Origin of the sequence: Thioclava arctica (assembly GCF_040892615.1) — a bacterium.
GTDB lineage: Bacteria > Pseudomonadota > Alphaproteobacteria > Rhodobacterales > Rhodobacteraceae > Thioclava > Thioclava arctica.
Genome location: NZ_JBFRYC010000009.1, coordinates 10,590 through 36,737, shown reverse-complemented (window position 1 = coordinate 36,737; position 26,148 = coordinate 10,590). Strand labels below are relative to the sequence as shown.

Here is a 26,148-nt window from a genome sequence, read left to right as displayed (position 1 = left end):
TTAGCCAAACAGGATCAGATGCGAGCGTGCAATCGCCCAGATCACCGCCAGCCCGAACAGCGCAAAGCCGATCATCGACCAGACCACTTGGCGCGCGATCAGGCCGGGCAATTTGCCCTTGAGGCTTGGGATGTTTGCGAAGGGCTGCAATAGCCCCGCCCCCAGCCCCATCGCTGTTGCGAAAAACAGCGGCACATAAAGGACATAGCCGAAATACCCATATTCCGGCTTGAGGATGCAGAACGGGCAATGGTGGTTCGGATCTTCATAGATATAGAGCGAAATCGTCGCGACAATCGCAGTCAACCCCGCCACAAACAGCGCCCCCGAAGCCAGCGCATAGATCCAATAGCCTCGCTTGCGCAGCACCGCTTGGGCCCCGCTGCCCGCCACCGCCAGCGCGATGACGCTCAGCCAGACCAGTGCCGTGCCCTCACCGATCGAAGCCATGTGATTGGCCAGCCCCGGATTATTGGGCGTGAACAGTTTGGTGCAGCAGGACGTGATCACATCGGTATGCAGGTTGAGGAAATAGGCCAGCTCGGTCGCGCCATCGGCAAGGATCAGCGGCGCAATCGCCAGAAGGGCTGCGTATTTCACTTTTGTCAGCGGAAAATCCCGCCCCAACCGATCGGCGTGATCCAAAATCAGCCAGAGCGTTGCGGCGAAAAACACCCCGATCTTCAGATAAAGCGCGGGAAAGCCGTAAGCGTTCACATTCAGCGTGCCCACCGCACACATCGCGCCCACAAACAGCGAGGCCATCCGGTCGGCGTTGAACACAAACAGCAACAGCGCCGCGAGTTCCGCCAGCATCACCGCGCCAAACAGGGTCGAGACCAGCTCGGTCATGCGTTCCATGCGCAGCTGCGCGCGGCTCATATTGGCCATGTCCCAGCGCGCGAGCACGCGGATCGCGAAGGCCCCACTCCAGAGCGCAACCAGCGCCGCGAGACCCGCCACCATCAGCAGCGCAAGGATCGGAGGCTGAAAGATCATGCGCCATCCTCACCCAAAACGCCCTCAGCCAGTTCACCCTCAACGATGCTCCCGTCACGCAGGGTGACGATGCGGTCTACGCCCTCGGCCTCCCAGATGCGCGGGTCGTGACTGGTGAGAATAACGGTGCGCCCGGCTGCGCGTTCTTCGGCGAGGATGGCGAGAAATTTCTCGGCCAAGGCCGTGTCGAGATTGGCGGTCGGCTCATCAGCAATCAGGATCGGCGGGTCGTTGATCAACGCGCGCGCAATCGCGGTGCGCTGCGCCTCACCGCCCGACAGGTGTTCAATCGGCATGGCGGCCTTATCGGCCAGCCCCAGCGCCTCAAGCCGCGCCATCGCCTTGTAGCGCGTCTGAGCGTAATCCGCACCAAGCGGCACCGTGGGCAGCATCACGTTTTCCAGCGCCGTCAATCCGCGCACAAGGTTAAAGCGTTGAAACACAAAGCCGAATGTGGTGCGCCGCAGCTCGGTCAAAAAGCGTTCGGGCAGCCCCGACACCAGCTCGCCATCGATGCTGACCCGCCCCGAGGTCGGGCGCGCCATACAGGCGAGGATCGACAAAAGCGTGGTCTTGCCCGACCCCGAAGGCCCGCGCAGCACGCTCATCGCGCCGCGCGCCAGCGTCAGATTGATCTCTTGCAGGGCCGCGAATTCATTGGGGCGGCCCTCATTATACAGTTTGGTAACCGCGTTCAGGGTAATCATCTTGCCGCTCCTATCGCATGACCGCATCGGGATCACCCGAGGCAGTGCGCCAGACCGGCACCACGGTCGCGGCCATGTAGGGCACGACCGTCAGCAAGGCCAGCGTCATCAGTTGCACCCCGTCGATATGCGGAGCCAGCGCGAAATCAGGATAAATCACCGCCCAACCGCGCAGCACGGGCGCGAACAGCACGCCATCGAACAGGAACACATGCGCAAACCCCGCGACCGTGCCGATCAGGAACGCGCCCAGCGAGACCAGCCCGCCCTCCCACATCTTCATCGCGATCACGTCGCGCGTGTCCCAGCCCACGGCTTTCAAAATGCCGATCTCGCGCGCCTCTTCCGCCGACAGGCCCGAGGCCTTTTCAGCCGCGAAAATCGCGAAGGCCAGCAGCCCTGCGCCCGCCAGCACCACCAGCAGCCCCTCGCGCCAGTCGAACAGCTTTTGATAGGTGCGTTCGATATCGGCGCGGGTGACAAAGCGCATTTGCGGCAAGGCGTTAGAGGCTTTGGTCACGATAGTCGCGACCTCATTCTGGTTGCGCACGGTGGCGACCACATCGGTGTACAGCCCTTCGGGAATGTCAAAAAACGCACGGAAATCTTGCGGGTTCATCAACACCAGATCCGCCGTCATCAGCGCCGAGTCGCGACTGAAGGTGCGATCCACGTCAAAGCGTTTCAGATCGCCCTCATAGCGCGAGAGGAACAGCGGCGCGCCCTCCCATGCCAGACCGCGCGCACGCGGCACGCCCTCGCCCACCGCGACATAGCCCACGGGCGGGATCAGCGCGGGATCGTCGGGCACCATAACGGTGTAATTCGCGCCATTAATGCGGTCGTAATAATAGCCCCACAGCCGCCCCTTGGCCGAGGTCACGCCGCGAAACCCCGCGATCGTATCCACCACATCGCCGGGGATCAGATCCTGGCGCCCCATGATCAGCTTTTGCACAACGATTTCAGGCGCATCGCGCAGCACAACCGTCGTTTCATGGCGCAAGGCGGCGGCGAAAAACATCGCCGAGGACAGCGCGAATACCACCAGCGAAAAGATCGCAACCAGCGCGATATTCTTACCCTTGCGGCGCGACAGGGCGGCCAGCGTATAATCGGCCAGCGCGCGCTGGCGTCGGGCCCAGGTCATCATTGGCCGCGCTCCTTGGGTTGAAAGATTAGCCAGCCCTCGCCGGGCAGCCGAGGCACGGGCATGATGGAGCCCGATGGGAAGTGGTCAAAGGCCATCGGATGGTCCTGAAACGGGGTGTTGAGATCGGCCAGCGACGGGTGGCGGGTGTAGCGCGCCTCGGTAAACAGCGCGATGTCCGTCAAGCCAAGATCGGCCACCAACCCGGCTTCGCGATCAAGGCGCGCGCGGGTCGCGGGGCCCGCGAAAGCGACGAAATACAGCTCGAACAGCAGCGCCGCGCCGAGCACGCCAAAGCCAACAAAGACCGGGCCAGAGCGGCGGCGCGGCATGTTCATATCGCCCCGCCCGCGTCGAGCACCACAAGCATATCGGGCGTCACATCGCCGAACGCGACCTCTTTCTTGCCCTTGTGATCCTTGGTGAAATCATCGGCATCGGCCCGGTTCATCAGCGGGATCAGCTCATGCCCCATCGGGCCAAGCACATCCGAGCCAAGCACGTAGATCGCGTCATGCGCGTCGATCAGCTTAAGCCCGTAATATTCGGTCACGCCCATGCCAACGATCTGATCGGCGGTACGTCCACGGGCGTATTTCTCCATATCCTGCAAGTATTTGAAGAAATCCTTGGGGCCATCAAAATGATCGGCATGGCCATCGGCAAACAGCACCGTGGTGATCCATTCGGGGTATTTCGCCACGAACATGCCGCAGACCGGGCAGGTATCTTGCGGCCCGGGCGGGGGCAGGTCGACCAGCGGCGCATCCGCGCGCGCAGGCACAACTCCCAGACCCAGCGCCGCCGTAATCGCGGCAAACTGGCCCAAAACGGCGCGGCGCGAGGGCCGGGTTTCATCGCAGGACTGACACATGAGATGTCCTTTCAGCAAAGGAAGCTTGCGCGCGCCCGGCGCGATACCGGGCGCGCATCAGGGCTTAGTGACCCGCGCGCGCGCGCCGCTCGGCACGGCGTTTGCGAATGCGGATCGTGTCCTGCGCCATGCCGTTATAGGCATCCACCAGCGCGGTATCGAAATCGGCCAGCTTGGCATCGGGGCCAGCGGCGGCCTCGGCCTGCGCCTTATCGGCATAGGCGTATTTCGACACGGCCGTCATCGTGCCGGGTCGGGCGGGGTCGATCACATAGGTCATCGCGGCGCTATCGACGAGCGGCTTGACCTCGCCTGGGGCCCCGGCGTCGCCTGCATAGATCACCTTCGGCACGCGATCGAGGTTCAGCGCCAAGCTGATCGCCGCGCAATGCAGCGAGCACGTGCCATCCACCGCGTCGTCTTCGTAGACGATCAGGTGGCGGGTCTGGCTGAACATCTTGCGCATCATCCCGCAATAGGGGCAGCGGGGATATTTCTCGAACTCATTGGTCAGCGGGTCAGTGTCGGTTTTCAGAAACCGCGCCAGCCCGTTTTCATCGGTCCAAGCCATCGGCGATTGCGGCATCGTCATTTCCGCATTTGCGCTTTGGGTGGCGGCCAGCAGCATCCCGGTAGAAGTAGTGATCAGAAAGTCACGACGTTTCATGGTGTTATCCTGTGAACTTAAGGCGCGCGCGGCGACAGGCCGGCGACACGAAAATAGTGAAAATGGGCAAGAGTCGCGCGGGCCTGATTGCGGCGTTTTCACGCGCGCAGAGGGCCATCGCGAAGGGATCGCGTCACAGGATTGGGGGCGCGCGGATCGGTCGAAGGGTGCGTGCAAGCAGGATTCGCGCCGGGGGTGCGGGCAAAACTACCCGCGCGGGTACGATCAACTGCGCTTGAAAAATCGGCATCGCCATCGCGGGAGGGGCATCAAAACCACACACACTGGCGCTGGTGCAAACCGAACATTGCCCCCCGTCATGGCCGGGATGGGCGGGCGCATTGGGCACGGTGCGCCCATCGGGCGTCATCAGAATGATGCCCTCGCCGGTGCAGATCTGCAAAAGGCCCAGGCGCGCTCCTGCGGGGGCACGCCCCATCTCGGCGGCTGCGGCGGCACCGATGTGATCGGCGTAAAACAGCACCTGAACGCACATCGCAAACAGCGCGAAAACATGCACCCAAAGCGTGCGCCGCAAACGCGCAAACCGACCCCGCAAATGCGGGACGATCACATCACCATCCGGCTTTGTGCTTAGCGTGCAGGCGGCTGTCGCATTACGTCCCATGCCCGATTGATAGAGCCGGCTTCCAGCGCAATCAAGCGTTTGTGACACCATGTGAGCGCGACATAATGCTCAGCAAGCGCGAAGAGATCGCTTTTCGCCTTCGTGTCCGCGTGCATAAAATTTACGCAAGACGATCCATATGGGGGCACGCCGCCAGAATTTCGGGTCCGGCCACCACGCTTGCGCCGCGCGCGATTGACGTCGCAGACCAAAAAGTTTCACCACTTGATCAAATCTCTGCAATACTGCGTGAATACCCGAAACAGGAGACCTGAGTCATGGCTGCCAAGACCCGCTTCAATGCCCCCTCGCGCCGCACATTTCTTCAAACAAGCCTTGCCGGAGCCGCGCTTTACGGGGCGATGCCGGGGCGGGGTTTTGCGCAAGATGCCAAGCCGCTAAAAGTGGCGGGCATCTACACCGTCCCGGTCGAGCAACAATGGGTCAGCCGCATCCACCTTGCCGCATTGGCCGCGCAAGATCGCGGCGATGTCAGCTACACCTATTCCGAAAACACCGCCAATACCGATTACCCACGCGTCATGCGCGAATACGCCGAGGGCGGCTATGACCTGATCGTGGGCGAGATTTTCGGCGTCGAGCAAGAGGCCCGCGAGGTCGCAGCCGACTATCCCGATGTGGCCTTCCTGCTGGGCTCATCGTTCAAACCAGACCCGGCAATCGGCAATCTGTCGGTGTTTGACAACTACATTCAAGACGCCTCGTATCTGTCTGGAATCATTGCCGGAGCAATGTCGAAAGCGGGCAATATCGGGATGGTCGGCGGCTTTCCGATCCCCGAGGTGAACCGCCTGATGCATGCCTTCATGGCGGGCGCGCGCGAGATGAACCCGAATATCACCTTTCAGGTCGCCTTCATCGGGTCGTGGTTCGATCCGCCCAAGGCCAAGGAAACCGCCTATGCAATGATCGAGAACGGTGCTGATATGATGTATGCGGAACGCTTTGGCGTATCCGACGCGGCCAAGGAAAAGGGGGTTTTGGCCATCGGAAATGTCATCGACACCCAGACCGATTATCCCGATACGGTCGTCGCCTCGGCGCTGTGGCATTTCGAGCCAACCTTGGATCACGCGATTGAGCAAATCCGCGCGGGCAGTTTCAGCGCCGCCGATTACGGCATGTATTCCTTTATGAAAGAGGGCGGTTGTTCGCTGGCCCCGTTCGGCACGTTTGAAGGCAAGATCCCGCAAGCGGCACTCGATAAGGTCACTGCGCAAACCGCGGCGATCAAGGACGGTACGTTCACCGTTGAAATCAACGACGCCGAACCCAAGTCCGCCTGAACATGACCGCGAGCGATCAGGCGCAGCAACCCGTGCTGCGCCTTAGCAATATCACCAAACGCTTTGGGGCTTTGTGCGCCAATGACGATGTCAGCTTTTCGCTGGGCCGTGGCGAGGTGATCGCGCTGCTGGGCGAAAACGGCGCGGGCAAAACCACGCTGATGAACATCCTCTTTGGCCAATATAGCGCGGATGCGGGCGAGGTTGAGGTGTTTGGCAAGCGCCTCGCGCCGGGCAATCCGCGCGCGGCTCTCGATGCGGGCGTGGGGATGGTGCATCAGCATTTCACGCTCGCGGGCAATCTGACGGTGTGGGAAAATATCGTGCTGGGAACGCAGGCGCTGACAGCCCCGCGCCTACGCGCCCGCGCGGCCAAGGCCCGGATTGCCGATCTGTCAAAACGCTTTCATCTCGCCGTCGATCCCGATGCCAAGGTCGGCCAGCTTTCGGTGGGCGAACGCCAGCGCGTCGAGATTCTCAAGGCGCTCTATCGCGACGCGCGCATCCTGATTCTGGATGAGCCGACCGCCGTTCTGACCCCGCAGGAAAGTGACGCGCTGTTTGCCACCCTGCGCGAGGCAATCGAGCTGGGGCTGTCGGTCGTGTTCATCTCGCATAAGCTGCATGAGGTGATGGCGATTTCGCATCGCGTTCTGGTGCTGCGTCATGGTCGCCTTGTGGCCGAGCGCGCGACCGCTGACACCTCGCGCGAGGAACTGGCCGCGCTGATGGTGGGCGGCGCGGTTTCGGCGCCCAAGATCGCCCCAATGCCCCCCGGCCCCGCGCTGATGCGTCTAAGTGGCGTTTCCAGCAAGGGCGAGGGCCACGCGCCGGGGTTGCAATCGGTGACGCTGACGCTGCATGGCGGGCAGATCACCGGGCTTGCAGGCGTGTCGGGCAATGGTCAGGGCGCGCTGTCAGACCTGATTTCGGGGCTGGCGATGCCCAGCGCGGGTCAGTTGGAAATTGCGGGCGACGCGATCACCGACTGGTCGCCGCGCCGCGCCCTTGCCCGCGGCATCGGGCGCATTCCCGAAGATCGCCACCACACTGGCACAATCGCCGATTTCGACCTGACCGAGAATGCCGTCCTGGAAACCTATGCCAGCGATTTTGCCCGCCATGGCTGGCTGGATTGGGCCGCCGCGCGCGCACATGCCAAGGCGCTGATCCAGACCTATGACGTGCGATGCCCCGGCCCTGACACCGCCATTCGCCTGCTCTCGGGGGGCAATATGCAAAAGCTGATCTTGGGCCGCGTGCTGGAAACCAGACCACGCATCATTTTGGCCAATCAACCCGTGCGCGGCCTTGATATCGGCGCGCTGAACTATGTGCATACCCGCTTGGCTGAGGCGCGCGAACAGGGCGCTGCGGTGCTGCTGATCTCCGAGGATCTCGATGAGATCATGACGCTGTCGGATGTGATCCATGTAATCTCGCAAGGCCGCCTCAGCCCCGCTTTCGCGCGCGGCACGATGGCCCCCGAGGCGCTGGGGCGTTGGATGGCGGGCGATGGCTTTCCCGAGGTGGCCCATGCGTCTTGAACCGATCGCCAATCCCGGCCTTATGCGCCGTCTTGCCCCGCCCGCGCTGGCGATTGCGGGCAGTTTTCTGGTGGCCAGCCTGCTGGCGCTGATCGCGGGGGGCAATCCGTTTGCAGTGTTTGGCGCGATCCTCAAAGGCGCGGCGGGCAGCAAATTCGCGCTGCTCGAAACGCTCAACCGCGCGACACCGCTGATCTTTACCGGGCTGGCCGTGGCCGTCGCCTTTCGCGCGCGGCTGTGGAATATCGGGGCGGAGGCGCAGCTTTACGCGGGCGCGGTGGTGACGGTGATGCTGGGCACCGGGGCGCTGCACTGGCCCAGCCTGCCGCTGCTGGTGGTGATCGGTGTGGCGTCGATGCTCGCGGGCGCGCTGCTGTTGCTGATCCCGGCGCTGCTGAAAACCCGCTTTGGCGTTGATGAGGTCGTCACCACGCTGTTGTTCAACTTCATCTTTTTGCTGTTCGTGTCCTACCTGCTCGAAGGGCCGCTGAAAGACCCGATGGGGATGGGCTGGCCGAAATCGGCGCGTCTGATCTCCGAGGCCCGCCTGCCCCGCATCATCGAGGGTTTGCGACTGCATTGGGGGTTTGTGCTGGCGCTGGTTTCGGCGCTGGTGCTGTGGGTAATCAACACCCGCACCACGCTGGGATTTGAGATGCGCGCCGTGGGCCAAAACGCCGAAGCCGCGCGCTTTGCGGGCATTCCGGTGACGCGCGTGATCCTCAAAACCGCGCTGCTGTCGGGCGGGTTGGCCGCGCTGGCGGGGTTTTCCGAGGTGGCGGGGCTGAAGGGCTCGCTCACGCTCGATCTCAGTCCGGGCTATGGCTATACCGGGATCGTGGTGGCGATGCTGGCGCTGTTGCACCCGCTTGGGGTGGTGGTCGCGGCGCTATTCGTGGCCGCGATCTTTGTTGGCGCGGATGCGATGAGCCGCGCGCTTGGCGTGCCCAGCTATCTGGCCGATATCATGCTGGCCTCGGCCCTTTTGATGATGGTTCTGGCGATCTTGCTAAGCAAATTCCGCGTGGTGAGGGACTGATGGATCTGATCGACATCCTGACCTCAGCCGCGTTTTGGGCTGCCGCGATCCGCATCGCCTCGCCGTTGATTTTCGCCACGATGGGAGAGCTGATCTGCGAACGCGCCGGTGTTCTCAACCTTGGCATTGAGGGGATCATGGTGGCGGGGGCCTTCGCGGGCTGGATCGCGGTCTGGGCCGGGCTGCCTTTGTGGGGCGGGGTTGCGGTGGCATTCGCGGCAGGCATGGCGTTTGGGCTGTTGCACGCCACGCTTTCGGTGCCGTTCGGGCTGTCGCAGCATGTTGTGGGGATCGGGGTGACGCTGCTGGCGACCTCGCTGACCTTTTACACTTATCGCGTGGTGCTCCCCGAGGTCTCCTCGCCCCCCAAGATCACGGCCTTCCAACCTTTTGAGGTGCCGATCCTGTCGCAAATCCCGCTGCTTGGCCCGGCGTTTTTTGCCCAGACCCCGCTGACCTATGCCGCATTCTTGCTGGTGATCGTGGTGGCGCTTGTGCTTTACCGCACGCCGCTGGGGCTGGCGGTACGCGCGGCTGGCGAGAACCCGCAGGCGGTCGCGGCCCAAGGCTTGTCGGTCACCGCCATCCGCATGGGCGCGGTGATCGTGGGATCGGGGTTCATGGCGGTGGGCGGGGCCTTCCTGACCCTTTCGGCCTTTGACAGCTTCTTTTTCGATATGGTCAACGGGCGGGGCTGGATCTGCATCGCGCTGGTGGTGTTTGGCGCATGGAAGCCGGGCAAGGCGCTGCTGGGGGCGGTGCTGTTTGCCGCGTTTGATGCGCTGCAAATCCGGCTACAACAAACTCCGATCGGCGCGGTGGTGCCTTATCAGCTATTCCTGATGATGCCCTATATTCTGTCGATCCTCGCGCTGGTGGTGATGTCGCGGCGTGCCGAGGTGCCTGCTGCGCTGATGGTGACATTCAACAAAGGGGAACGCTGATGTTCGATCTACTGGTCAAGGGCGGCACGTTGCCCGACGGGCGCGTGGCCGATATCGCGATCAAGGGCGATCGCATCGTCGAGATCGCGCCCAGAATTGCCGCCGAGGCGCATGAGGTGATCGAGGCTGCGGGCGATCTGGTCGCCCCGCCCTTTGTCGATCCCCACTTCCACCTTGATGCCACGCTCAGCTACGGGCTGCCCCGGGTGAACGCTTCGGGCACGTTGCTGGAGGGGATTTCGCTTTGGGGCGAGCTGCGCGATCTGACCACCGTGGATGAGATGGTGCAGCGCGCGCTGCACTATTGCGATTGGGCGGCCTCGATGGGGCTGCTCGCGATCCGCAGCCATGTCGATACCACGCCCGATCACCTCAACACCGTAACCGCGATGCTGGAGGTGCGTGAAAAGGTGCGCGGCTATATCGACTTGCAACTGGTCGCCTTCCCGCAAGACGGGCTGTATCGCGCCCCGAATGGGCGTGAAAACCTGATCCGCGCGCTGGATATGGGGGTCGAGGTGGTGGGCGGCATTCCCCATTTCGAGCGCACCATGCAGGCGGGCGCGGACAGCCTGCGCGATCTGTGCGAGATCGCGGCGGATCGCGGTTTGCGCGTCGATATTCACTGCGATGAAACCGACGATCCGATGAGCCGCCATATCGAGACGCTCGCCTATGAGACCCAGCGTCTGGGGCTGCAAGGCCGGGTGGTGGGCAGCCATCTGACCTCGATGCATTCGATGGACAATTACTATGTCTCGAAACTGCTGCCCCTGATCGCCGAGGCCGGGATTGCCGCCATCCCCAACCCGCTGATCAACATCATGCTGCAAGGGCGCCATGACAGCTTTCCCAAACGCCGCGGACTGACGCGCGTCAAGGAAATGCAGGCAATGGGCATTCCCGTGGGCTGGGGGCAGGATTGCGTGCTCGACCCGTGGTATAGCCTTGGCACGGCGGACATGCTGGATGTGGCGTTCATGGGTCTGCATGTCGCGCAGATGAGCCACCCCGATGAGATGGCGCGCTGCTTCACGATGGTGACCCAGAGCAATGCGCAGATCATCGGCCTGCAAGATTACGGGCTGTACAAAGGTGCGCTGGCCTCGCTGGTGGTGCTGGATGCAGCCAACCCGGTCGAGGCCGTGCGGCTGCGCCCGGCCCGACTTGCGGTGATCTCTAAGGGCAAGGTGATTGCTCGCAGCGCGCGCGGGGATGCGGCACTGAACCTGCCGGGTCGCCCGAACACCACGCATCGCCGCGCGCCCAAACGCTAGCGGCCTCGCGCGTGGGATCAGCGCCCGAACGCGGCGCGCCAACGCGCGATGAACTGCGCGCGTTTCTGGCGATCCAGTGCCACCAGCAGAACCGGAGAAATCGCGATTGTGTGCAGGGCGCTGGCGGGGGTGGCGCTGTCTTCAGGCTCGCCGCTGACCAAAAGACCCGCTGCGCGCAGGTCCTCTTGGCCGCGCGCGGACAGCAGAAAATCCAACAATTTCTGAGCGGAGTCGACCTGCTCGGCACTCTTGGGAACCATGTAGCCGCGCGACAGGATCAAGGTGTAGTCCTGCGGCCAGACCACCCCGACATTCGGGTCGCGACGTGCATTCACATAGGACCCCAACACATTGTAAGCGATCGCATATTCGCCTTTTGAGACGCCCTTGATGATCTCGGCCGAGCAGCAGGTCGCCACCGCGCCCGCCCGGCTGAACCCTTCCATCAAGGCACCAAAAGTGCTGGCCTCAAGGCTGTCCTCAAAGGCGAACAGATAGCCAAGGCCCGAGGCCTCTATCTCATAGGTCGCGATCTTGCCCTGATAACGCGCCTCGGCGCGCCGCATCAGATCAAGCAGCGCAAACCGGGTGTGGGGCACGTCTTGGGGGGGCACGAGATGGGTGTTGTAGATGATCACGGCGGGTTCTTGCGTGACGCCCCAAAGCTGATCGCGCCAACGCCGCGCGGTGGGCAAGGCGGTACTGGCCGGCGAGCGATACGACCCCGCACAGCCGCGATTGACCAGATCGACCATCTGATGCACCGCCGAGGACAGCACCGCATCGGCGCGGCTGTGACCCGCCTCACAATCGCGCTGGCTGATTTTATAAAGCGCGTTCGATCCCCATTGCTCATAGTTCACCGCAATGCCGGGATTGCGGGCGGTGAAATCCTTGAGCGTCGGCCCCAGCACGGCAATATCGGTGGTCGAGCGCAACACCATCGCAGGCCCATCCGCTGGGCCAAACCGGGCGCGCGCCTCGGGGCCGTCTTGCTGGGCAAGCACGGGCGCCGCCGCCGAGATCAACGCAATCACCAGCATCATGAGACGGGTCATATTTGCTCCTCCTGCGCGGGCAAGGAAATCGTTGCGCGAAAGCCCTGCGCGGTGGCGCCCAACAACAATTCACCGCCAAACGCCTGCGCGACCGCGCGCGCAATCGACAGGCCCAGGCCCGCGCTTTGGCCCACCGATGCGGCGGTTTTCTCAAACCGCTCTCCGATGCGTTCAAGCACAGCTGCGCTGGGGCCGGGGCCGGAATCCTCGACCCACAGGCAGGCCCGCGCGCCCTCTCGGCTCGCCCCGACACGCACCCGCCCTGCCCCGTGTTTCAGGGCATTTCCCAGCAGATTGCGCAGCGCTTCACTTAGCGAAAGCGTGTCCGCCATCACCATCACCGCCGCTTCGCCGATCTCCAACACCACATCGCGATTGGGGGCGACCAGCTCATGATCGCGGCTCTCAATGACATCCAGCGCCACATCGCGCAGATCCAGTGACACCCGGCGCGCCGCATCGGTGCGGTGAATGACCAGCGCACGCGATAGCATCTGATCCAGCAACTCCCCCAAAGACCGGGTGCGCCGTTGCAGACGGGTCAGGATCAGATCGCGCCTTGCGTCATCTTCCTCGGCACTCGCCAGTTCGGCCTGCACCCGCAGCGCTGCCACCGGAGTGCGCAGTTGATGGGCGGTGTCCGAAATCAGGTTGCGCATCGCGGCCACTTGGCGATCAAGGCGCGCCATAAAGCGGTTCATCGCGCCCACCATCACCGCCACCTCGGCAGGCACCGCCGCGTCCATCGGCGTCAGATCATGCGGGTCGCGCCCGGCAAGTTGATCGGCAATGTGGCGCAGCGGGCGCATCGCGCGCTCAATCACCCATACCGCCGCCGCCAGCAGCGCAATCCCCCCAATCGCGGCGGCAATCAACGCATCGCGGGTCAGCCCAAGCGCCATTTCGGTGCGCGCGCGCAGGGTCTGGCCCACCGTAACCGACACAGTGCCGGAAAAACTGCGCTCGGCAAAGCGGCGCGACAGCGTGACAAAACGCGCGCGCTCATCGGCCATGCTGGCATCGAAAAAACTGGGGCTGTCGGTCGGGGTCGGGTTTGGCAGCGCGCCGGTCGCCCCGGTCAGCACCTCTCCGCCCGGCCCGCGCACCGAGTAATAAATCCGATCATCGGGCGCGAGGGCCAGCAGTTGGAACGCCGCCACCGGCAGATCCACCACCGGCGCGCCATTTTGAATCGAGATCGCCTCGGCAATGTCATTGGCCGCGCCCAAAAGCAGCCGGTCATAGCTTTCGCGCGCCGCCGCCCGGCCATACCCGAATGCCGCCAGCGCCGCGACCGCGCCCCCCACCAGCAACAGCGCCAAGACACCGATGATAACGCGGCGTTTGAGCGAGGCGGTCGCGCCCTCGATCGCGGCAGACCTAGCCATCAATCTGCATCCGATAGCCCAAGCCCCGATGGGTTTCGATCACCACATGCGAGCCCGCCAGCTTTTTGCGCAGCCGCGCCACATAAAGTTCAATCGCATTCAAACCGACATCGACATCGGCAAAGGAAAACAGCCCCTCATACAGATTTTCCTTGCTCATGATCCGGTCGCTATTGCGCATCAACAGACCCAGCAAAACCGTCTCGCGCCGGGTCAGTGCAAGGGGCGTGTCATCAAGGCGCGCGCTCAGCGTTGCGGGGTTCCATGCCAGTTGCCCCAGCGTGATCTCTTCGCTCTTGGTCTCCGCACCGCGCCGGATCAGGGCACGCAAACGCGCCTCCAACTCGCGGTGATCGAAAGGTTTCACCAAGTAGTCATCCGCGCCCAGATCCAGCGCAGACACCCGATCATCGACCGAAAACAACGCCGTCAGCATCAAGACCGGCATGCGTTCACCGCGCGCGCGCAAATCGCGCAACAGCGCGGTTCCGGGGCGGTCGGGCAGATGGATATCCAGCACAATCGCATCATAGCGCGTCACCGCCAGACAATCCTCGGCGCGCGCGCAATCATTGGCCACATCGCAAGTCATGCCGGCACGATGCAGATGCGTGCGCACCGCCTCGGCCATGTCTTGCGCATCTTCGACGATCAACACGCGCATCGCTTGATCTCTCCTCGTTCGGGGCGCGGCGCCGGGTGACAGGTTGTTGACAGCTTGGCCGCGTAACGTCCGTTCTAACTGATCGCGAGGAGACCGCAAAGTGCGGTGCGATCGGGGAATGCGGATCGGGCCCGCGACAACTGCCCGCAATGATGACTGGAGGACTTCACATGATCTTCAAGGCAACCCGCCTTGCGTTTGCAACGGCTGCTTTGGCTGTCGCTGGCTTTGCAGCCCCGACAATGGCCGCTGATTTCACGGCCGAAAACCCCGAATGTATCGCACCGGCCAATCCCGGCGGCGGCTGGGATTTCACCTGCCGTCAGGTCGGCAAAACGATGCAGGACCTCGGCCTGATCAAACAAACGATGCAAGTGTCCAACCTTGCCGGTGGCGGCGGTGGCGTGGCATTCGCCGAGGTCGTGAACAAGCGCGACAGCGACAATGATCTGATCGTGGCGGCCAGCTCGGCCACCGCAACCCGTTTGGCGCAGGGCGCTTATCCGGGCAACAACATGTCTCAGGTGCGCTGGCTGGCCTCGATTGGCGCCGATTACGGTGTGATCGCGGTGGACAAGGACAGCCCCTACAAGACCCTTCCCGATCTGCTGAACGCGGTGAAGGCGGACCCGACCTCGGTCGCGTTTGCCGGTGGGTCGGCTGTTGGTGGCTGGGATCACCTCAAGGTTCTGATCGCGGCCAAGGCTGATGGAATCACCGATGTGCGCAAGGTCAAATATGTCGCCTTTGACGGCGGCGGCGAGGCGATCACGCAATTGCTGGCAGGTTCGGTGCAGGCCTTTACCGGCGATCTGTCGGAAACCAAGGGCTTCATTCAGTCGGGCGACGTGCGCGTTCTGGCCGTGCTGGCCCCCGAGCGTCTGGGCGGTGAGTTTGCCGATATCCCGACGGCCAAAGAGCAGGGTATCGACGCTGTCGGCGCGAACTGGCGTGGCTTTTACGCTCCGGGCAAAATGTCGGATGCGGCCTATGATTACTGGACCAAAGAGATCGCGGCTGTCTATGCTTCGCCCGAGTGGAAGAAAGTGATGGAGGCCAACGGCCTTGCACCGCTGGATCTGCAAGGTGCCGATTTTCAGAAATTCGTCGCCAATTCCGTGCAGCAAATTCAGGACATCTCGAAAGAGATCGGCATCCTGAAGTAATCACAGATCTTCTGGGGCGGCGAAAATTTTGCCGCCCCAGAGCATCGTTTTGCGCGCTGGATTACCAGCGCGCCGCCTCACTTTGACACCATTGGAGGGTTTTATGAGCGACCGGTTTTTCGGCGCCTTTGGCTTGGCCTTGGCCATCTTTTACGCCTACGCCGCCAGTCAAATTCAGGAAAGCTTCCTGAGCGATACCGTTGGCCCCAAGGCATTTCCCTATATCGTTGCCGCGATCTTTGGCGGGGCCTCGGCCTATATTGCGCTGCGCCCTGATCCCGAACCGGTCTGGCCGCCACTGGGCCGTCTGGTTGAAATCGGCGCGGCTGTGATCGTGCTGATGCTCTATGCCCAAGTCCTGCCCGAGATCGGTTTCGTGTTCGCCACCGCCTTTGCCGCCGCCTATCTGAGCTGGCGTCTGGGGTCGGGGCTGCTGTCTTCGGTCATCGCGGGCGTCTCGATTTCGGTCGGGATCTATATCGTCTTTCACCTGATCCTCGGGCTGTCGCTGGCCCGTGGCCCGTTCGGCTTCTGAAGGGAACGCGCGATGGATACCCTTGCTCAACTTGCCCACGGATTTGATGTTGCTATGACGTGGCAAAATATCGGTCTGGCGCTGATTGGCTGCCTGCTGGGCACGATCATGGGCGCGCTGCCCGGTCTTGGCCCCTCTAATGGTGTGGCGATTCTGATCCCGCTGGCCTTCACGCTGGGTCTTGGCCCGACGCCCTCGATGATCTTGCTGACCTCGGTCTATTACGGCGCGATGTATGGCGGTCGGATCAGTTCGATCCTACTCAATATTCCCGGCGACGAGCCTGCGATGATGACCTGTCTTGATGGCTATCCGATGGCGCAAAAAGGCATGGCCGGCGAGGCGCTGTCGATTTCGGGGATCGCTTCATTCGTGGGTGCGTTTCTGGCGACTTGGGGGCTGATCCTGCTCGCCCCGCAGCTGGTCAAGATCGCGCTGCTGTTCGGTCCGGCTGAATATTTCGCACTGTTCGCGCTGGCCTTCATGACGCTGGGAGGGGTGAGTTCGTCCAATCAGGCCAAAGCCGCGTTCGCCGCCGCTTTGGGGCTAGGTCTGGCGATGATCGGGGTGGATACGCAGACCGGCGTACCGCGCATGACCTTTGGCGAGGTGCATCTGTACGACGGGATTGATTTCCTTGTCGCCATCGTCGGACTGTTTGCGCTGTCCGAGGTTTTCGTCTTTCTCGAACACCGCCACGGCGAATCCGATGCGGCGGGGCGCAAGGTCGAGATCGGGCGCATCACCCCGCCTTGGGCGATGGTGAAAAGCTGCTTCCCGACGATGCTGCGCGCCTCGGGACTTGGCTTTCTGGCGGGTGTTTTGCCGGGCGCTGGCGCCTCGCTGGGATCGTTTATTTCCTACTCGATGGAAAAGCGGCTGGTGGATCGCGAGGGCACATTCGGCACGGGCGATCCACGCGGTGTGGCCGCGCCTGAGGCGGGCAATAACGCGGCTGCTGGCGGCGCGCTGGTGCCGATGCTGGCCCTTGGCGTGCCGGGATCGGGCACCACAGCGGTACTGCTGGCAGTACTGCTGAGCCTCAACATCACGCCGGGGCCGCTGCTGTTCACGCAAAACCCCGATGTGGTCTGGGGGCTGATCGCGGCGCTGTTCATCGCCAACTTCATGCTGCTGTTGCTCAACATTCCGATGGTCGGGGTGTTCACCCGCCTGCTGCTGATCCCGCCGCGGATCTTGATGCCGATCGTTGCGATGGTCAGTTTCGTCGGGATTTACGGCATCTCGGGGTCGAGCTTTGATCTGATGGTGATGATCGGCTTTGGCGTGGTCGGCTGGGTGCTGCGCAAGTTCGACGTGCCGCTGGTGCCGGTGATCCTCGGGATTCTTCTGGGCAACCCGATGGAAAGTAACCTGCGCCGCGCGGTGCAGATATCCAACGGCGATTGGTGGGTGCTGGTGGGCAGCCCGCTGGCGATCGGACTGTGGATCATCGCAATCCTTGGCTTCCTCGCGCCGATCTTCTTTGGCCGCATCCTGCGTGATCGCATGAAAGCGCGCAGCGACGAAGAAGGCAGCCTGCGCGACTAAGACAATGCGGGCCGCGCGCACATGCGCGGCCCGTGTTTCGGATTGAGCACCGCGCTCTCCCCCTTCCCCACGAATGAGCAGCTTTTTGACCGGACGCGACTGCGGGGCTTGGCGGCCCCGGTTTGCGGCGCTATCACGGCCCTTCGATAATCGCAGGGAGCCCCAAATGACCGCCGTCACAGACCGCATCGCCCGCACCATCGCCAGTGACATTGGCGCCCGCCCCGAGCAGGTCACCGCGACGGTCGCGTTGCTGGATGGCGGCGACACCGTGCCCTTCGTGGCGCGCTATCGCAAAGAGGCGACCGGCGGCTTGGACGACACGCAACTGCGCCAATTGGCCGAGCGGCTGGACTATCTGCGCGAGTTGGAAAAGCGCCGCGCCAGCATCCTTGGCGAGATCACCTCGCAGGGCAAGCTGACCGACGATCTGGCGCGCGCGATTGCGCAGGCGGACACCAAGGCGGTGCTTGAGGATCTGTATCTGCCCTTCAAACCCAAGCGGCGCACCAAGGCGATGATCGCGCGCGAAAACGGGCTGGAGCCGCTGCTGCGCGCCATTCTGGCGGATCGGCACGCCGAGCCGAAGCTGTTGGCAAGCGGCTACCTGAGCGAGGCAGTCGCCACTGAAAAAGACGCGCTGAATGGCGCGCGCGATATTCTCGTCGAAGAGCTTGGCGAAAACGCCAAACTGCTTGGCCGTTTGCGCCAGGTCTTGCAGCAAGACGCGCTGATCACCGCCCGCGTCATCAAGGGCAAGGAAGAGGCGGGCGCGAAATTCTCGGATTATTTCGATCATAGCGAGAAATGGGCCACGATCCCTTCGCATCGCGCGCTCGCCATCCTGCGCGCCTCGAAAGAGGAAATCGTGAGCGTCGATATCGGCCCCGAACCCGAAACCGGCCTGCCCCGAATCCTCGATATCATCGCCGCCGAGATCGGCATTCCCGGTCAGGCCCCCGGCGATCTCTGGCTGCGCGACGCCGCAACTTGGGCGTGGAAGGTCAAGCTCAGCCTGTCGATGTTCATCGAGCTGATGGCCGATCTGCGCAAGCGCGCCCATGACGCGGCGATTGACGTTTTCGCGCGCAACCTGCGTGATCTGCTGCTGGCTGCACCTGCGGGCGCGCGCGCGACGCTGGGCCTTGATCCGGGCATCCGCACGGGCTGCAAGATTGCGGTGGTCGACGAGACAGGCAAGCTGCTCGAAACCGCCACGATTTACCCGTTCCAACCGCGCAACGATCTGCGCGGATCGGAAGAGACGCTGAAACACCTGATCGCCAAGCATGGCGTGGCGCTGATCGCGATTGGCAATGGCACGGCAAGCCGCGAATCCGAGCGTTTGGTGGGGGAAGTGCTTAAACACCTGCCCGCCGGGGTGACGCGCCCGACGCCGGTGATCGTGTCCGAGGCCGGAGCGTCGGTCTATTCGGCCTCCGAACTCGCTTCGCAGGAATTTCCTGATATCGACGTGTCGCTGCGCGGGGCGGTGTCGATTGCGCGCCGCCTGCAAGACCCGCTGGCAGAGCTGGTCAAGATCGAACCCCAAGCCATCGGGGTCGGGCAGTATCAGCACGATGTCGATCAGCGCCGCTTGGAACAATCGCTCGCCGCTGTGGTCGAGGATGCGGTGAACGCGGTGGGCGTCGATCTCAACATGGCCTCCGCGCCGCTGCTGTCCCATATCGCAGGTCTCGGGCCATCGCTGGCGCAAGCTATCGTGGCCCATCGCGACGCCAACGGGGCGTTTGCCAGCCGCAAGGCGCTACTCAAGGTGGCGGGTCTCGGGCCCAAAGCGTTCCAGCAATGCGCCGGTTTCCTGCGCATCAATGACGGGAGCGAGCCGCTCGATGCGTCCTCTGTCCACCCCGAGGCTTACGGTGTGGCACGCAAGATCGTGCAGGCCTGCGGGCGCGACATTCGCGCGATTATGGGCGATGAGGCCGCGCTGTCGGGCTTGCGCGCCGAGCAGTTCGTCGATGACACCTTCGGCCTGCCCACCGTGCGCGACATCCTGAGCGAGCTGGAAAAACCGGGCCGTGACCCGCGCCCCAGCTTTAAGACCGCCACCTTCGCCGAAGGCATCGACGCGATCACCGATCTCAAGGCCGGCATGTCGCTGGAAGGCACCGTGACCAATGTCGCGGCCTTTGGGGCTTTCGTCGATATCGGCGTGCATCAGGATGGCCTGGTGCATGTCAGCCAGCTTGCGGATCGTTTCGTCAAAGACCCCCATGAGGTGGTCAAGGCGGGCGATGTGGTGCGCGTGCGCGTCACCGAAGTCGATGTAGCGCGCAAGCGGATCGGTCTGAGCATGCGCAAGGACGGGGGCGCTGCGCCGGCCTCAGATACGCCGAAAGCGGCCAAACCCAAACACACGCCGCGATCCGCGCCCGCCCCGAAAGCGCCCCCCGCCAGTCAGGGCGCATTCGGCTCCGCGCTTGCCGAGGCGTTAAAGCAGTCGCCCAAAACCTCGCGCGGTTGAACACCCCGCGCACGCCCCTAAATCCAATCGCATGATTGGGATCGGCTATCACAAACGGCTGCGCAATTGGCGCGATGCAGCGATCCGGCGCGCCAAATACCGCCCGGTCTATGCCCATGCGCTTGTGACGGCGCATATGGGCGGCCATCTGATTGCCGATGATCACCCCGGATGGGCGCGCATTGAAGGCGCACTTGCACGTGCCCGCGCGGGCGAGCCTGACGCCATCGACTCGATCGAACGCGAGATGCTGCGCATGCGCGACAAGCACGTCTAACGCAGAGACGCGCGCCGCGAAGTCATCGCGACTGAGCCTTGAGGCGCGATCCTGCGCATCCGTTCCAACAGGTGCAAGACGCCGCTCCTCACGCCGTTGGAGAGCTTCAAACATGCCGGTTTTGCCCACCTCAATGCGCCCTCGCCCTGCCCTCACCGCAAGGGCGCCTGTCGCGGTTGTTCGTGTTCGGACAGATTGCCGGGGGTGTGGCGGCACAGGCCTTGGGTGAAGGCGCGCGCAGGCTGGCATGGGGCGGCGCATTTCATGCCGCCCCAGCAACTCAGCCGAATCCTGATCGCGTAACGGGGAGCCAACTGGCGCAAGCGCCTCACGACATTCGAGCCCCGCCCGATCGCGGCGACATTGATTGCGCAGGTGCATCGCGCGACGCTGCCCTCGGGGCTGCACGAGATCGGCTTTGTCTCGGGCACGCAAACTGGCATCGCCCCCCCGCAACTGCGCCAGCCGCGCCAGTGGAACACCGCTGAGCCCATCGTCAAACAGGCGTAGCATATCGCTCACCGTGTCATGCAGCCCGCCAAAAGCCGCGCATTCACATCGCCCGCATGCCCGCCGCAGGCGCTGCATTGCTACGCGCTGGCATCAAGGCAGAATGCGGCCTGACTAGCGGGCGTTTTCGCAGGGGGGGCGGGGAGAACCTGCGCCAAGCGCGCGCTCTTCGGCGCGATCTGCGGCCTCTTGCTGCGCCAGATCAATCCGAAGATCGAGTCCCGGTTCAAGCGGCGCGGCATGGCGTTGCAGCAACGCGGCCTCCCATACCAGCGCGATCACCAGCATCTCAAAGGCGACGGGGTCGCGCGCATCCTTGGGAAGCCGCACGACAAAGCCGCAAAACCCCGCCAGCCCATGCCGCCCCGGCGACAAATCGCGCAGCGCAAACGCGCGCCACGAGTCATAGGGCGAACCGCCCGCCGAGGGCCAAAGCGCCTGCCCCGTATCAAGATGCACCCTCGCCCAAAGGCCGATCCGCTCTGCCATCAGTTCGGGCCAATCGATACCGGTCTGGGCAAAAGCCAGATCGGCGTGTGTGGGATCAGGGGTCAGGCGCGGCGCGGGGGCATCGAGTGCTGCGCGCAGCATGGCAGGCGCAGGCTGCTCAAAGGGCCGGGCTTGCGCCTGCCATGCTGCGCGCAGCGGGGCTTGCGATCACGCCCGAGGTCGTGCTGGCCGATGAGTTACGCGAGGGGCTGCTGGCCTCGGCCCCGTTTGATCTCGAGATCGTCGAGGCGTTTTATGCCGTCACCTTGTCGCGGCGGTTTCCCAATGCAATCGTCAACGAATTGCTCGAGCACGCGCGTTCACTGCACGCTCCTGCGCCGCTGGTTTGAGCCATGAAAACGGGGCGCAGGATCCTCCCGCGCCCCATATCGGACTGATCTGCGACACCCAGATCAGGTATCGGCGACAACCTCGGCGCGCTGCTGGCCAAGGCCTTCGATTTCCAGCTCGACAATATCGCCAGGGCGCAGGTAGCGCGGGGTGGGCATGCCCATCGCGACGCCGGGCGGAGTGCCGGTTGAAATCACATCGCCCGGATGCAGCGTCATGAATTGCGACAGATAGCTCACCAGCTTGGCCACGCCAAACACCATTGTCGCGGTGGAGCCGTCCTGCATCACCGCGCCATTGACGCTCAGTTTCATCGACAGGTTTTGCGGATCGGCCACCTGATCGCGCGTCACAAGCCACGGCCCGAGCGGGCCAAAGCTGTCGCAGCTTTTGCCTTTGGTCCATTGCCCGGAGCGGTCTTTTTGATAGCTGCGCTCAGAGACATCATTGGCCAACACGAAACCTGCGACATAATCGAGCGCGTCCGCCTCGCTGACATATTTCGCCGCCGTACCAATGACGATGCCCAGCTCGATTTCCCAATCCAGCGTTTCAGCGCCGCGCGGAATCACGATCGGGTCGTTGGGGCCTTGGATCGCAGAGGTCGCTTTCATGAAAATCAGCGGCTCGTCAGGCACTTTTGACCCCGACTCCGCGGCGTGATCGGCATAGTTCAACCCGATGCAGATCATCTTGCCTGTGCCCGCAATCGGCGTGCCCAGACGCGTGCCTTTGGCCACCTCCGGCAGCGAGCTCGGATCAAGGGCGGCAATCGCGGCAAGCCCGTCATCTGACAGCACCGTGCCACCGATATCGGCCACCTGCCCCGACAGGTCGCGCATCACGCCCTGATCATCCAGCAGTCCCGGTTTTTCCGCCCCTTTCGGGCCAAAACGTAGCAGTTTCATCGCCTATCCTCCCTGATTTCGCGCCATAAATGCAGCGTCGCCGGGCAAGTTCAAGACCTTAAGCGACATGGGCAATGAATATCCCTGTGAGCACCACAATCGCGATCAACAACGCCACGAGCACCACATCGGGCCAATTCCGGCTCAGCCCGTCCAGCTCGGCCTCGGCATCAATGCGTCGGCGCAAAAGATGCATCCGCAAAAAGGCGAGCACCACCACCAAGCCCCCCGAACCGATCATCGCGACATCCGACCAGCCGGGCATCTGCGCCCCGGTCAGCTTTGACGCTGTCAGCCCGACCCCCACGATGGCGATAGCGGTACGCAACCACGCCAGAAAGGTGCGCTCATTGGCGGCGTGGTCCTTGAAATTGGGGATCATCAGCCCTTCTCCTTGCCCTCGCGGCGCACCAATCCGCGCACGCCCCCTGAAATCAGCACATTGACCTCATATAGCACGCGCGGAACGGCCAGCCCGCCGGGGCTCGCCAAATAATGCGGGGACCAGACCGGGTCCCATTTTTCCTTGAAACTGCGCAACCCCTCAAATCTGTAGAGCCGCTCGCCATGTTCATACAAAAACCCGCCCAGCCGGTTCCAGACCGAGGCAAGGCGGTGACGCTCGATCCCCGAAAACGGCGCATTGCCAAGGCGGAACCATTTGAACCCGTTGGCCTGCGCCCACAGGATCAACTCGGTGAACAACTGGTTCATGCCATCGCCCGGACAGCCCGCATCATAGCGCATCAAGTCGATGCACAGCTCGCGCCCATGGCCCATCAAAAGGTTGGCAAAAGCCACGATCTTCCCGTTTGGGTCTCGCAAGACGGCGCAGTCGAAATTGACGATGTAGTCATCGGTGAACGCGCCCAGCGCAAAGCTTTTCTCTTCGCCCTGTTTTTGCGCCAGCCACGCATCGGAGATGGCGCGCAGCGCGTCGAGATGCGCGGGCACCTGCGCAGCGGGGATGATCTCAAACGTGAATCCGTCGCGCTGGCCTTTGCTCAGCGCGTAGCGGAAGTTTTTCTTCTTCGGGCCGTCCAGCGTGAAGGTCTCAAGGTCGATGCGCGCGGTCTCACCGATTTTCACAATTGACAGGCCCATATCGAGGAAGGTGGGCAAAAAGCGCGGCGAGACACCATAAAACGCGCAAAGTCGCCCGCTGCGATCGGCCTTTTCGCGCAAGGCCCAGATTAGCGAGATCGCGGCCTCCTCCTCGCCCACGGGATCAGAACGCGCAATCAGCGCCCGCCCGGTATCGGCATAGGCGATAAAGGCGCGGTTCTCGGGATCGAGCAGCACCTCTTTGTCGCCCATGAGGGTCAGTTGCGCCTCGGCATCATTTGATTGCGCCAGAATATCGCGCACCGCTTGGGGGATTTGCTGGCGCATGCGCAGGCGTTTGCGCGCACTCAGGATCGAGCCCAGCGCGATGATCGCCAGCGCCACCGAGGCCCCCACCGTCGCGCGCAAGAATCGCGAGGCATCGCTTTTCCATGCGAATTGCCACCACAGCGCGTCGCGATATTCGACATGTTTATAGGCGAAAAACCCGATCCATGTGATCGCTGCGACCAACGCTGTGACGGACACGAACCACCGCAGATCGAGGCGAAAGATCGACGCGTCCTGCACCCGGTAAAAGGCTTGGCGAAACAGGATCAGCAGCCCGCCCGAAATCGCCATCGTCAGCGCCTGCCCCCATTCCAGCCCCTTCACCAGCGAGGTCACCATGCCAACGCCCAGCAAGATCAGCGCCATCACCCAAGCGCGCGTCAGCCGTTGAAACAGCCCGCGCGCCAGCACGATCAGCATCACCCCCGTAACGCTTGCGGTGAGATGCGAAAATTCGACCACCGGCAGCGGCAGCACATCACGCAACAATTCAAGGCGCGAATGCTCGGCCGGAACCGAGCCCGACAGCATCAACAAAACGCCCGACACCAGTGCCACGCCCGCCGCCAATGGCGGGATCAACGGCCCCATGATCGCAAGCGCCAGATCGGCGGCGTGATCAAGGCGGTGGCGCTGCGCCCAAAGCCAGCCCGCCGCCAGCCCCAGCGTAGCGATTGCAAACGGATAAAGCGTGTACACCACGCGATAAAGCACCAGTGCCGCCAGCAAATCAGGGCGCGCGCCAGCCCCGAGGCCCGCGATCACCGTCGCCTCGAACACGCCCAAACCGCCGGGCGAATGGCTGGCAATGCCAAGGCCAATCGCGGCCATGAAGATCACGAAGAAATAGGCGAAATTGCCCCCAAGATCGGGCGGCAGCAGCACCCAGAGCGTGAGCGAGGCAAACAGCAGATCGGCCATACCCGCCAGCATCAACAGGCTGGCCGTCGAGGCGCGCGGCAGATCCGCCTCGATACCGCGCCAACGCACATGGCGCGCGCGCCGCCCCAAGAACACCATCACCGCGCCAAGCCCCGCAATCAGCGCAACGCCGGTGGCAGCCTCAAGCCCCGGCACAATTGGCAGTACCGCCGAGAGGCCCTTGGGATGAAACATCATCAACAGCCCCAGCAGCGCGACAAGCCCGGTCCAAAACCCGCTCCATGAAGTGCCAAGCGCGAGGGCTGCGCGATGAAACGGCACGCCGGCGGCGACATAGGTGCGCAACCGTACCGCCCCGCCCGTCAGATAGGACACGCCCAGCAGGTTCGAGATTGCATAGCCCGCCCCGCCCACCAGATAGGCCACGCGCGGCGCCACGATGCCCGGCGCAACCGCGCCCAGCGAAATCACATCGTAAAAGGCAATCGCAAGATAGCTGAGCGTCGTCGCGCCCAGAGCAAGCAGCAGCGCCTTGGGACTCGCCGCGGAAATATCGGCCACGACGCGTTTCGGGCTGACATCGCCCGCCAGTTTGTGCAGCACAAAAATCGCCACGCCCAGCACCAGCAACGGCAAACCCAGCTTGATAAGCGGATGTTCGGCCCAGCGCTGAAGTCGGGCAAAGGGGGCTGTTTGGGCCACATCCGGGTGCGCATCGGCGCGCAGATCGGCGGCGGGATCGGCGTTGCGGGCCTTGGTCGGGTTTGCCTCGGGTTTTTGCGTCATCGCCCTATCCTTACTCACACGGGCCTCACTCACACGGGCCTCACTCACACGCTCAGGCCGTCCCTGTCACAAGCTAAAAATACCCCTTTGCGATGGCGTTTTACGCCTCCTTTAGCAAGAGCCTTCGCGCAATCTCGAACAGTGTTGATCACCACAGAATCAGCCCTGTCGGGATGGTACAAAATGACGGGGACCAAAGCGGCGCCGCGTCCCCGAGCGCGCGACAGGAGGGTGTCATTTGACACGCCCTCAAGCCAGATCACGCGGTATGTGAGCCCGATATCACGCAGATGTGGCGTATTTGTAATCTTTCCAGCAGCCTACAGAGAGTCAAAACCGTCTACCGTGAGCCAACAAAACAAGGCGTGTCGAAAGCTGCAGGCATCTCCCGTTTTTCGCCCCGCTCGCGCCGCGATCAACACCTATCATGATTGCGTGAGGTGGAGTGGTCGCGGCGCTGTGAGCACACCACCATAGCGCAGATCGAGACGCGGCCCGCCGCCGCGCCTTTGTGATCGGATCTCATCGCGCGGGGCAGTCTGCCCAATATGTGCAAAAATA

At 63.1% G+C, this 26,148-nt stretch carries 25 protein-coding genes and 2 pseudogenes; 13 read left to right on the top strand and 14 right to left on the bottom strand.

Features of this window, described 5'->3' with window-relative positions; all coding sequences use genetic code 11:
- The 7 genes from AB4874_RS14095 to AB4874_RS14065 all read right to left on the bottom strand — a co-directional run bounded on the left by AB4874_RS14095 (position 1) and on the right by AB4874_RS14065 (position 4,971).
- The gene (locus AB4874_RS14095) at positions 1-999 is read right to left on the bottom strand and encodes a hypothetical protein (RefSeq protein ID WP_368392462.1); all 999 of its coding nucleotides are present in this window, start codon (positions 997-999) and stop codon (positions 1-3) included.
- Complete coding sequence (locus AB4874_RS14090) at positions 996-1,706, bottom strand: ABC transporter ATP-binding protein (RefSeq protein WP_368392461.1); 711 nt, start codon at positions 1,704-1,706, stop codon at positions 996-998. The genes AB4874_RS14095 and AB4874_RS14090 overlap by 4 nt, the downstream gene beginning before the upstream one ends.
- A gap of 10 nt (positions 1,707-1,716) precedes the next feature.
- Positions 1,717-2,859, bottom strand: coding sequence for an ABC transporter permease (locus tag AB4874_RS14085; RefSeq protein ID WP_368392460.1), 1,143 nt, complete (start codon positions 2,857-2,859; stop codon positions 1,717-1,719).
- Positions 2,856-3,194, bottom strand: a complete 339-nt coding sequence (locus AB4874_RS14080) for a hypothetical protein (protein ID WP_295535617.1) — start codon at positions 3,192-3,194, stop codon at positions 2,856-2,858. The genes AB4874_RS14085 and AB4874_RS14080 overlap by 4 nt, the downstream gene beginning before the upstream one ends.
- A complete protein-coding gene (locus AB4874_RS14075; RefSeq protein ID WP_368392459.1) occupies positions 3,191-3,730 on the bottom strand; it encodes a nitrous oxide reductase accessory protein NosL in 540 nt (179 codons plus the stop codon). The genes AB4874_RS14080 and AB4874_RS14075 overlap by 4 nt, the downstream gene beginning before the upstream one ends.
- Before the next feature lie 64 nt (positions 3,731-3,794).
- Positions 3,795-4,397 carry a nitrous oxide reductase accessory protein NosL gene (locus AB4874_RS14070; RefSeq protein ID WP_368392458.1) on the bottom strand — a complete coding sequence of 201 codons (603 nt, stop codon included), beginning with the start codon at positions 4,395-4,397 and terminating at the stop codon, positions 3,795-3,797.
- 133 nt (positions 4,398-4,530) lie between these two features.
- Positions 4,531-4,971, bottom strand: coding sequence for a DUF2946 family protein (locus tag AB4874_RS14065; protein ID WP_368392457.1), 441 nt, complete (start codon positions 4,969-4,971; stop codon positions 4,531-4,533).
- A gap of 332 nt (positions 4,972-5,303) precedes the next feature.
- Between AB4874_RS14065 and AB4874_RS14060 the strand changes: the two genes are divergently transcribed.
- The 6 genes and pseudogenes from AB4874_RS14060 (at position 5,304) to AB4874_RS14040 (ending at position 11,139) form a co-directional block, all read left to right on the top strand.
- Entirely contained in the window at positions 5,304-6,332 is a 1,029-nt protein-coding gene (locus tag AB4874_RS14060; protein ID WP_295535607.1) for a BMP family protein, read from the top strand.
- Positions 6,333-6,403: 71 nt separating this feature from the next.
- A pseudogene (locus AB4874_RS20090) lies at positions 6,404-6,850 on the top strand (ATP-binding cassette domain-containing protein); the annotation flags it as partial.
- A gap of 114 nt (positions 6,851-6,964) precedes the next feature.
- Complete coding sequence (locus AB4874_RS20085) at positions 6,965-7,879, top strand: ATP-binding cassette domain-containing protein (RefSeq protein ID WP_438273484.1); 915 nt, start codon at positions 6,965-6,967, stop codon at positions 7,877-7,879.
- Positions 7,869-8,918 carry an ABC transporter permease gene (locus AB4874_RS14050; RefSeq protein WP_295535602.1) on the top strand — a complete coding sequence of 350 codons (1,050 nt, stop codon included), beginning with the start codon at positions 7,869-7,871 and terminating at the stop codon, positions 8,916-8,918. Before AB4874_RS20085 ends, AB4874_RS14050 begins: the two co-directional genes overlap by 11 nt.
- A complete protein-coding gene (locus AB4874_RS14045) occupies positions 8,918-9,862 on the top strand; it encodes an ABC transporter permease (protein WP_368392455.1) in 945 nt (314 codons plus the stop codon). The genes AB4874_RS14050 and AB4874_RS14045 overlap by 1 nt, the downstream gene beginning before the upstream one ends.
- Positions 9,862-11,139, top strand: coding sequence for an amidohydrolase family protein (locus AB4874_RS14040; RefSeq protein ID WP_368392454.1), 1,278 nt, complete (start codon positions 9,862-9,864; stop codon positions 11,137-11,139). Before AB4874_RS14045 ends, AB4874_RS14040 begins: the two co-directional genes overlap by 1 nt.
- A gap of 17 nt (positions 11,140-11,156) precedes the next feature.
- Here AB4874_RS14040 and AB4874_RS14035 read toward each other — a convergent pair whose 3' ends face one another.
- Genes AB4874_RS14035 through AB4874_RS14025 form a run of 3 tightly spaced genes read right to left on the bottom strand, consistent with a single transcriptional unit; the run spans position 11,157 to position 14,249 of the window.
- Positions 11,157-12,197, bottom strand: coding sequence for an ABC transporter substrate-binding protein (locus tag AB4874_RS14035; protein WP_368392453.1), 1,041 nt, complete (start codon positions 12,195-12,197; stop codon positions 11,157-11,159).
- Complete coding sequence (locus AB4874_RS14030; RefSeq protein WP_368392452.1) at positions 12,194-13,585, bottom strand: sensor histidine kinase; 1,392 nt, start codon at positions 13,583-13,585, stop codon at positions 12,194-12,196. Before AB4874_RS14030 ends, AB4874_RS14035 begins: the two co-directional genes overlap by 4 nt.
- Positions 13,578-14,249, bottom strand: a complete 672-nt coding sequence (locus AB4874_RS14025; protein ID WP_368392451.1) for a response regulator — start codon at positions 14,247-14,249, stop codon at positions 13,578-13,580. Before AB4874_RS14025 ends, AB4874_RS14030 begins: the two co-directional genes overlap by 8 nt.
- Before the next feature lie 170 nt (positions 14,250-14,419).
- On the opposite strand from AB4874_RS14025, the gene AB4874_RS14020 reads away from it, so the two are divergent.
- The 6 genes and pseudogenes from AB4874_RS14020 to AB4874_RS13995 all read left to right on the top strand — a co-directional run.
- Complete coding sequence (locus AB4874_RS14020) at positions 14,420-15,415, top strand: Bug family tripartite tricarboxylate transporter substrate binding protein (RefSeq protein WP_368392450.1); 996 nt, start codon at positions 14,420-14,422, stop codon at positions 15,413-15,415.
- Positions 15,416-15,518: 103 nt separating this feature from the next.
- Positions 15,519-15,950 carry a tripartite tricarboxylate transporter TctB family protein gene (locus AB4874_RS14015; RefSeq protein WP_368392449.1) on the top strand — a complete coding sequence of 144 codons (432 nt, stop codon included), beginning with the start codon at positions 15,519-15,521 and terminating at the stop codon, positions 15,948-15,950.
- A 12-nt stretch (positions 15,951-15,962) separates the two neighbouring features.
- A complete protein-coding gene (locus AB4874_RS14010; RefSeq protein WP_295535584.1) occupies positions 15,963-17,501 on the top strand; it encodes a tripartite tricarboxylate transporter permease in 1,539 nt (512 codons plus the stop codon).
- Positions 17,502-17,667: 166 nt separating this feature from the next.
- Complete coding sequence (locus AB4874_RS14005; RefSeq protein WP_368392448.1) at positions 17,668-19,989, top strand: Tex family protein; 2,322 nt, start codon at positions 17,668-17,670, stop codon at positions 19,987-19,989.
- A 31-nt stretch (positions 19,990-20,020) separates the two neighbouring features.
- Positions 20,021-20,266 (top strand): hypothetical protein, encoded by a 246-nt coding sequence (locus AB4874_RS14000; RefSeq protein ID WP_368392447.1) that lies wholly within the window; start codon positions 20,021-20,023, stop codon positions 20,264-20,266.
- 318 nt (positions 20,267-20,584) lie between these two features.
- Positions 20,585-20,776, top strand: a pseudogene (locus tag AB4874_RS13995) (hypothetical protein); the annotation flags it as partial.
- A gap of 114 nt (positions 20,777-20,890) precedes the next feature.
- Here AB4874_RS13995 and AB4874_RS13990 read toward each other — a convergent pair.
- Positions 20,891-21,367, bottom strand: a complete 477-nt coding sequence (locus AB4874_RS13990; RefSeq protein WP_368392446.1) for a putative inorganic carbon transporter subunit DabA — start codon at positions 21,365-21,367, stop codon at positions 20,891-20,893.
- Here AB4874_RS13990 and AB4874_RS13985 point away from each other — a divergent pair.
- Positions 21,352-21,615 carry a hypothetical protein gene (locus AB4874_RS13985; protein WP_368392445.1) on the top strand — a complete coding sequence of 88 codons (264 nt, stop codon included), beginning with the start codon at positions 21,352-21,354 and terminating at the stop codon, positions 21,613-21,615. The two genes, AB4874_RS13990 and AB4874_RS13985, sit on opposite strands and share 16 nt — an antisense overlap.
- Before the next feature lie 63 nt (positions 21,616-21,678).
- Here the strand turns inward: AB4874_RS13985 and AB4874_RS13980 are convergent, their stop codons facing one another.
- The 3 genes from AB4874_RS13980 to mprF are packed head-to-tail and all read right to left on the bottom strand — an operon-like array spanning position 21,679 to position 25,587.
- A complete protein-coding gene (locus AB4874_RS13980; protein ID WP_368392444.1) occupies positions 21,679-22,524 on the bottom strand; it encodes a fumarylacetoacetate hydrolase family protein in 846 nt (281 codons plus the stop codon).
- Positions 22,525-22,582: 58 nt separating this feature from the next.
- Entirely contained in the window at positions 22,583-22,906 is a 324-nt protein-coding gene (locus tag AB4874_RS13975; RefSeq protein ID WP_295535565.1) for a YidH family protein, read from the bottom strand.
- The gene (mprF, locus tag AB4874_RS13970) at positions 22,906-25,587 is read right to left on the bottom strand and encodes a bifunctional lysylphosphatidylglycerol flippase/synthetase MprF (RefSeq protein WP_368392443.1); all 2,682 of its coding nucleotides are present in this window, start codon (positions 25,585-25,587) and stop codon (positions 22,906-22,908) included. The genes AB4874_RS13975 and mprF overlap by 1 nt, the downstream gene beginning before the upstream one ends.
- Between the last annotated feature and the right edge of the window lie 561 nt (positions 25,588-26,148).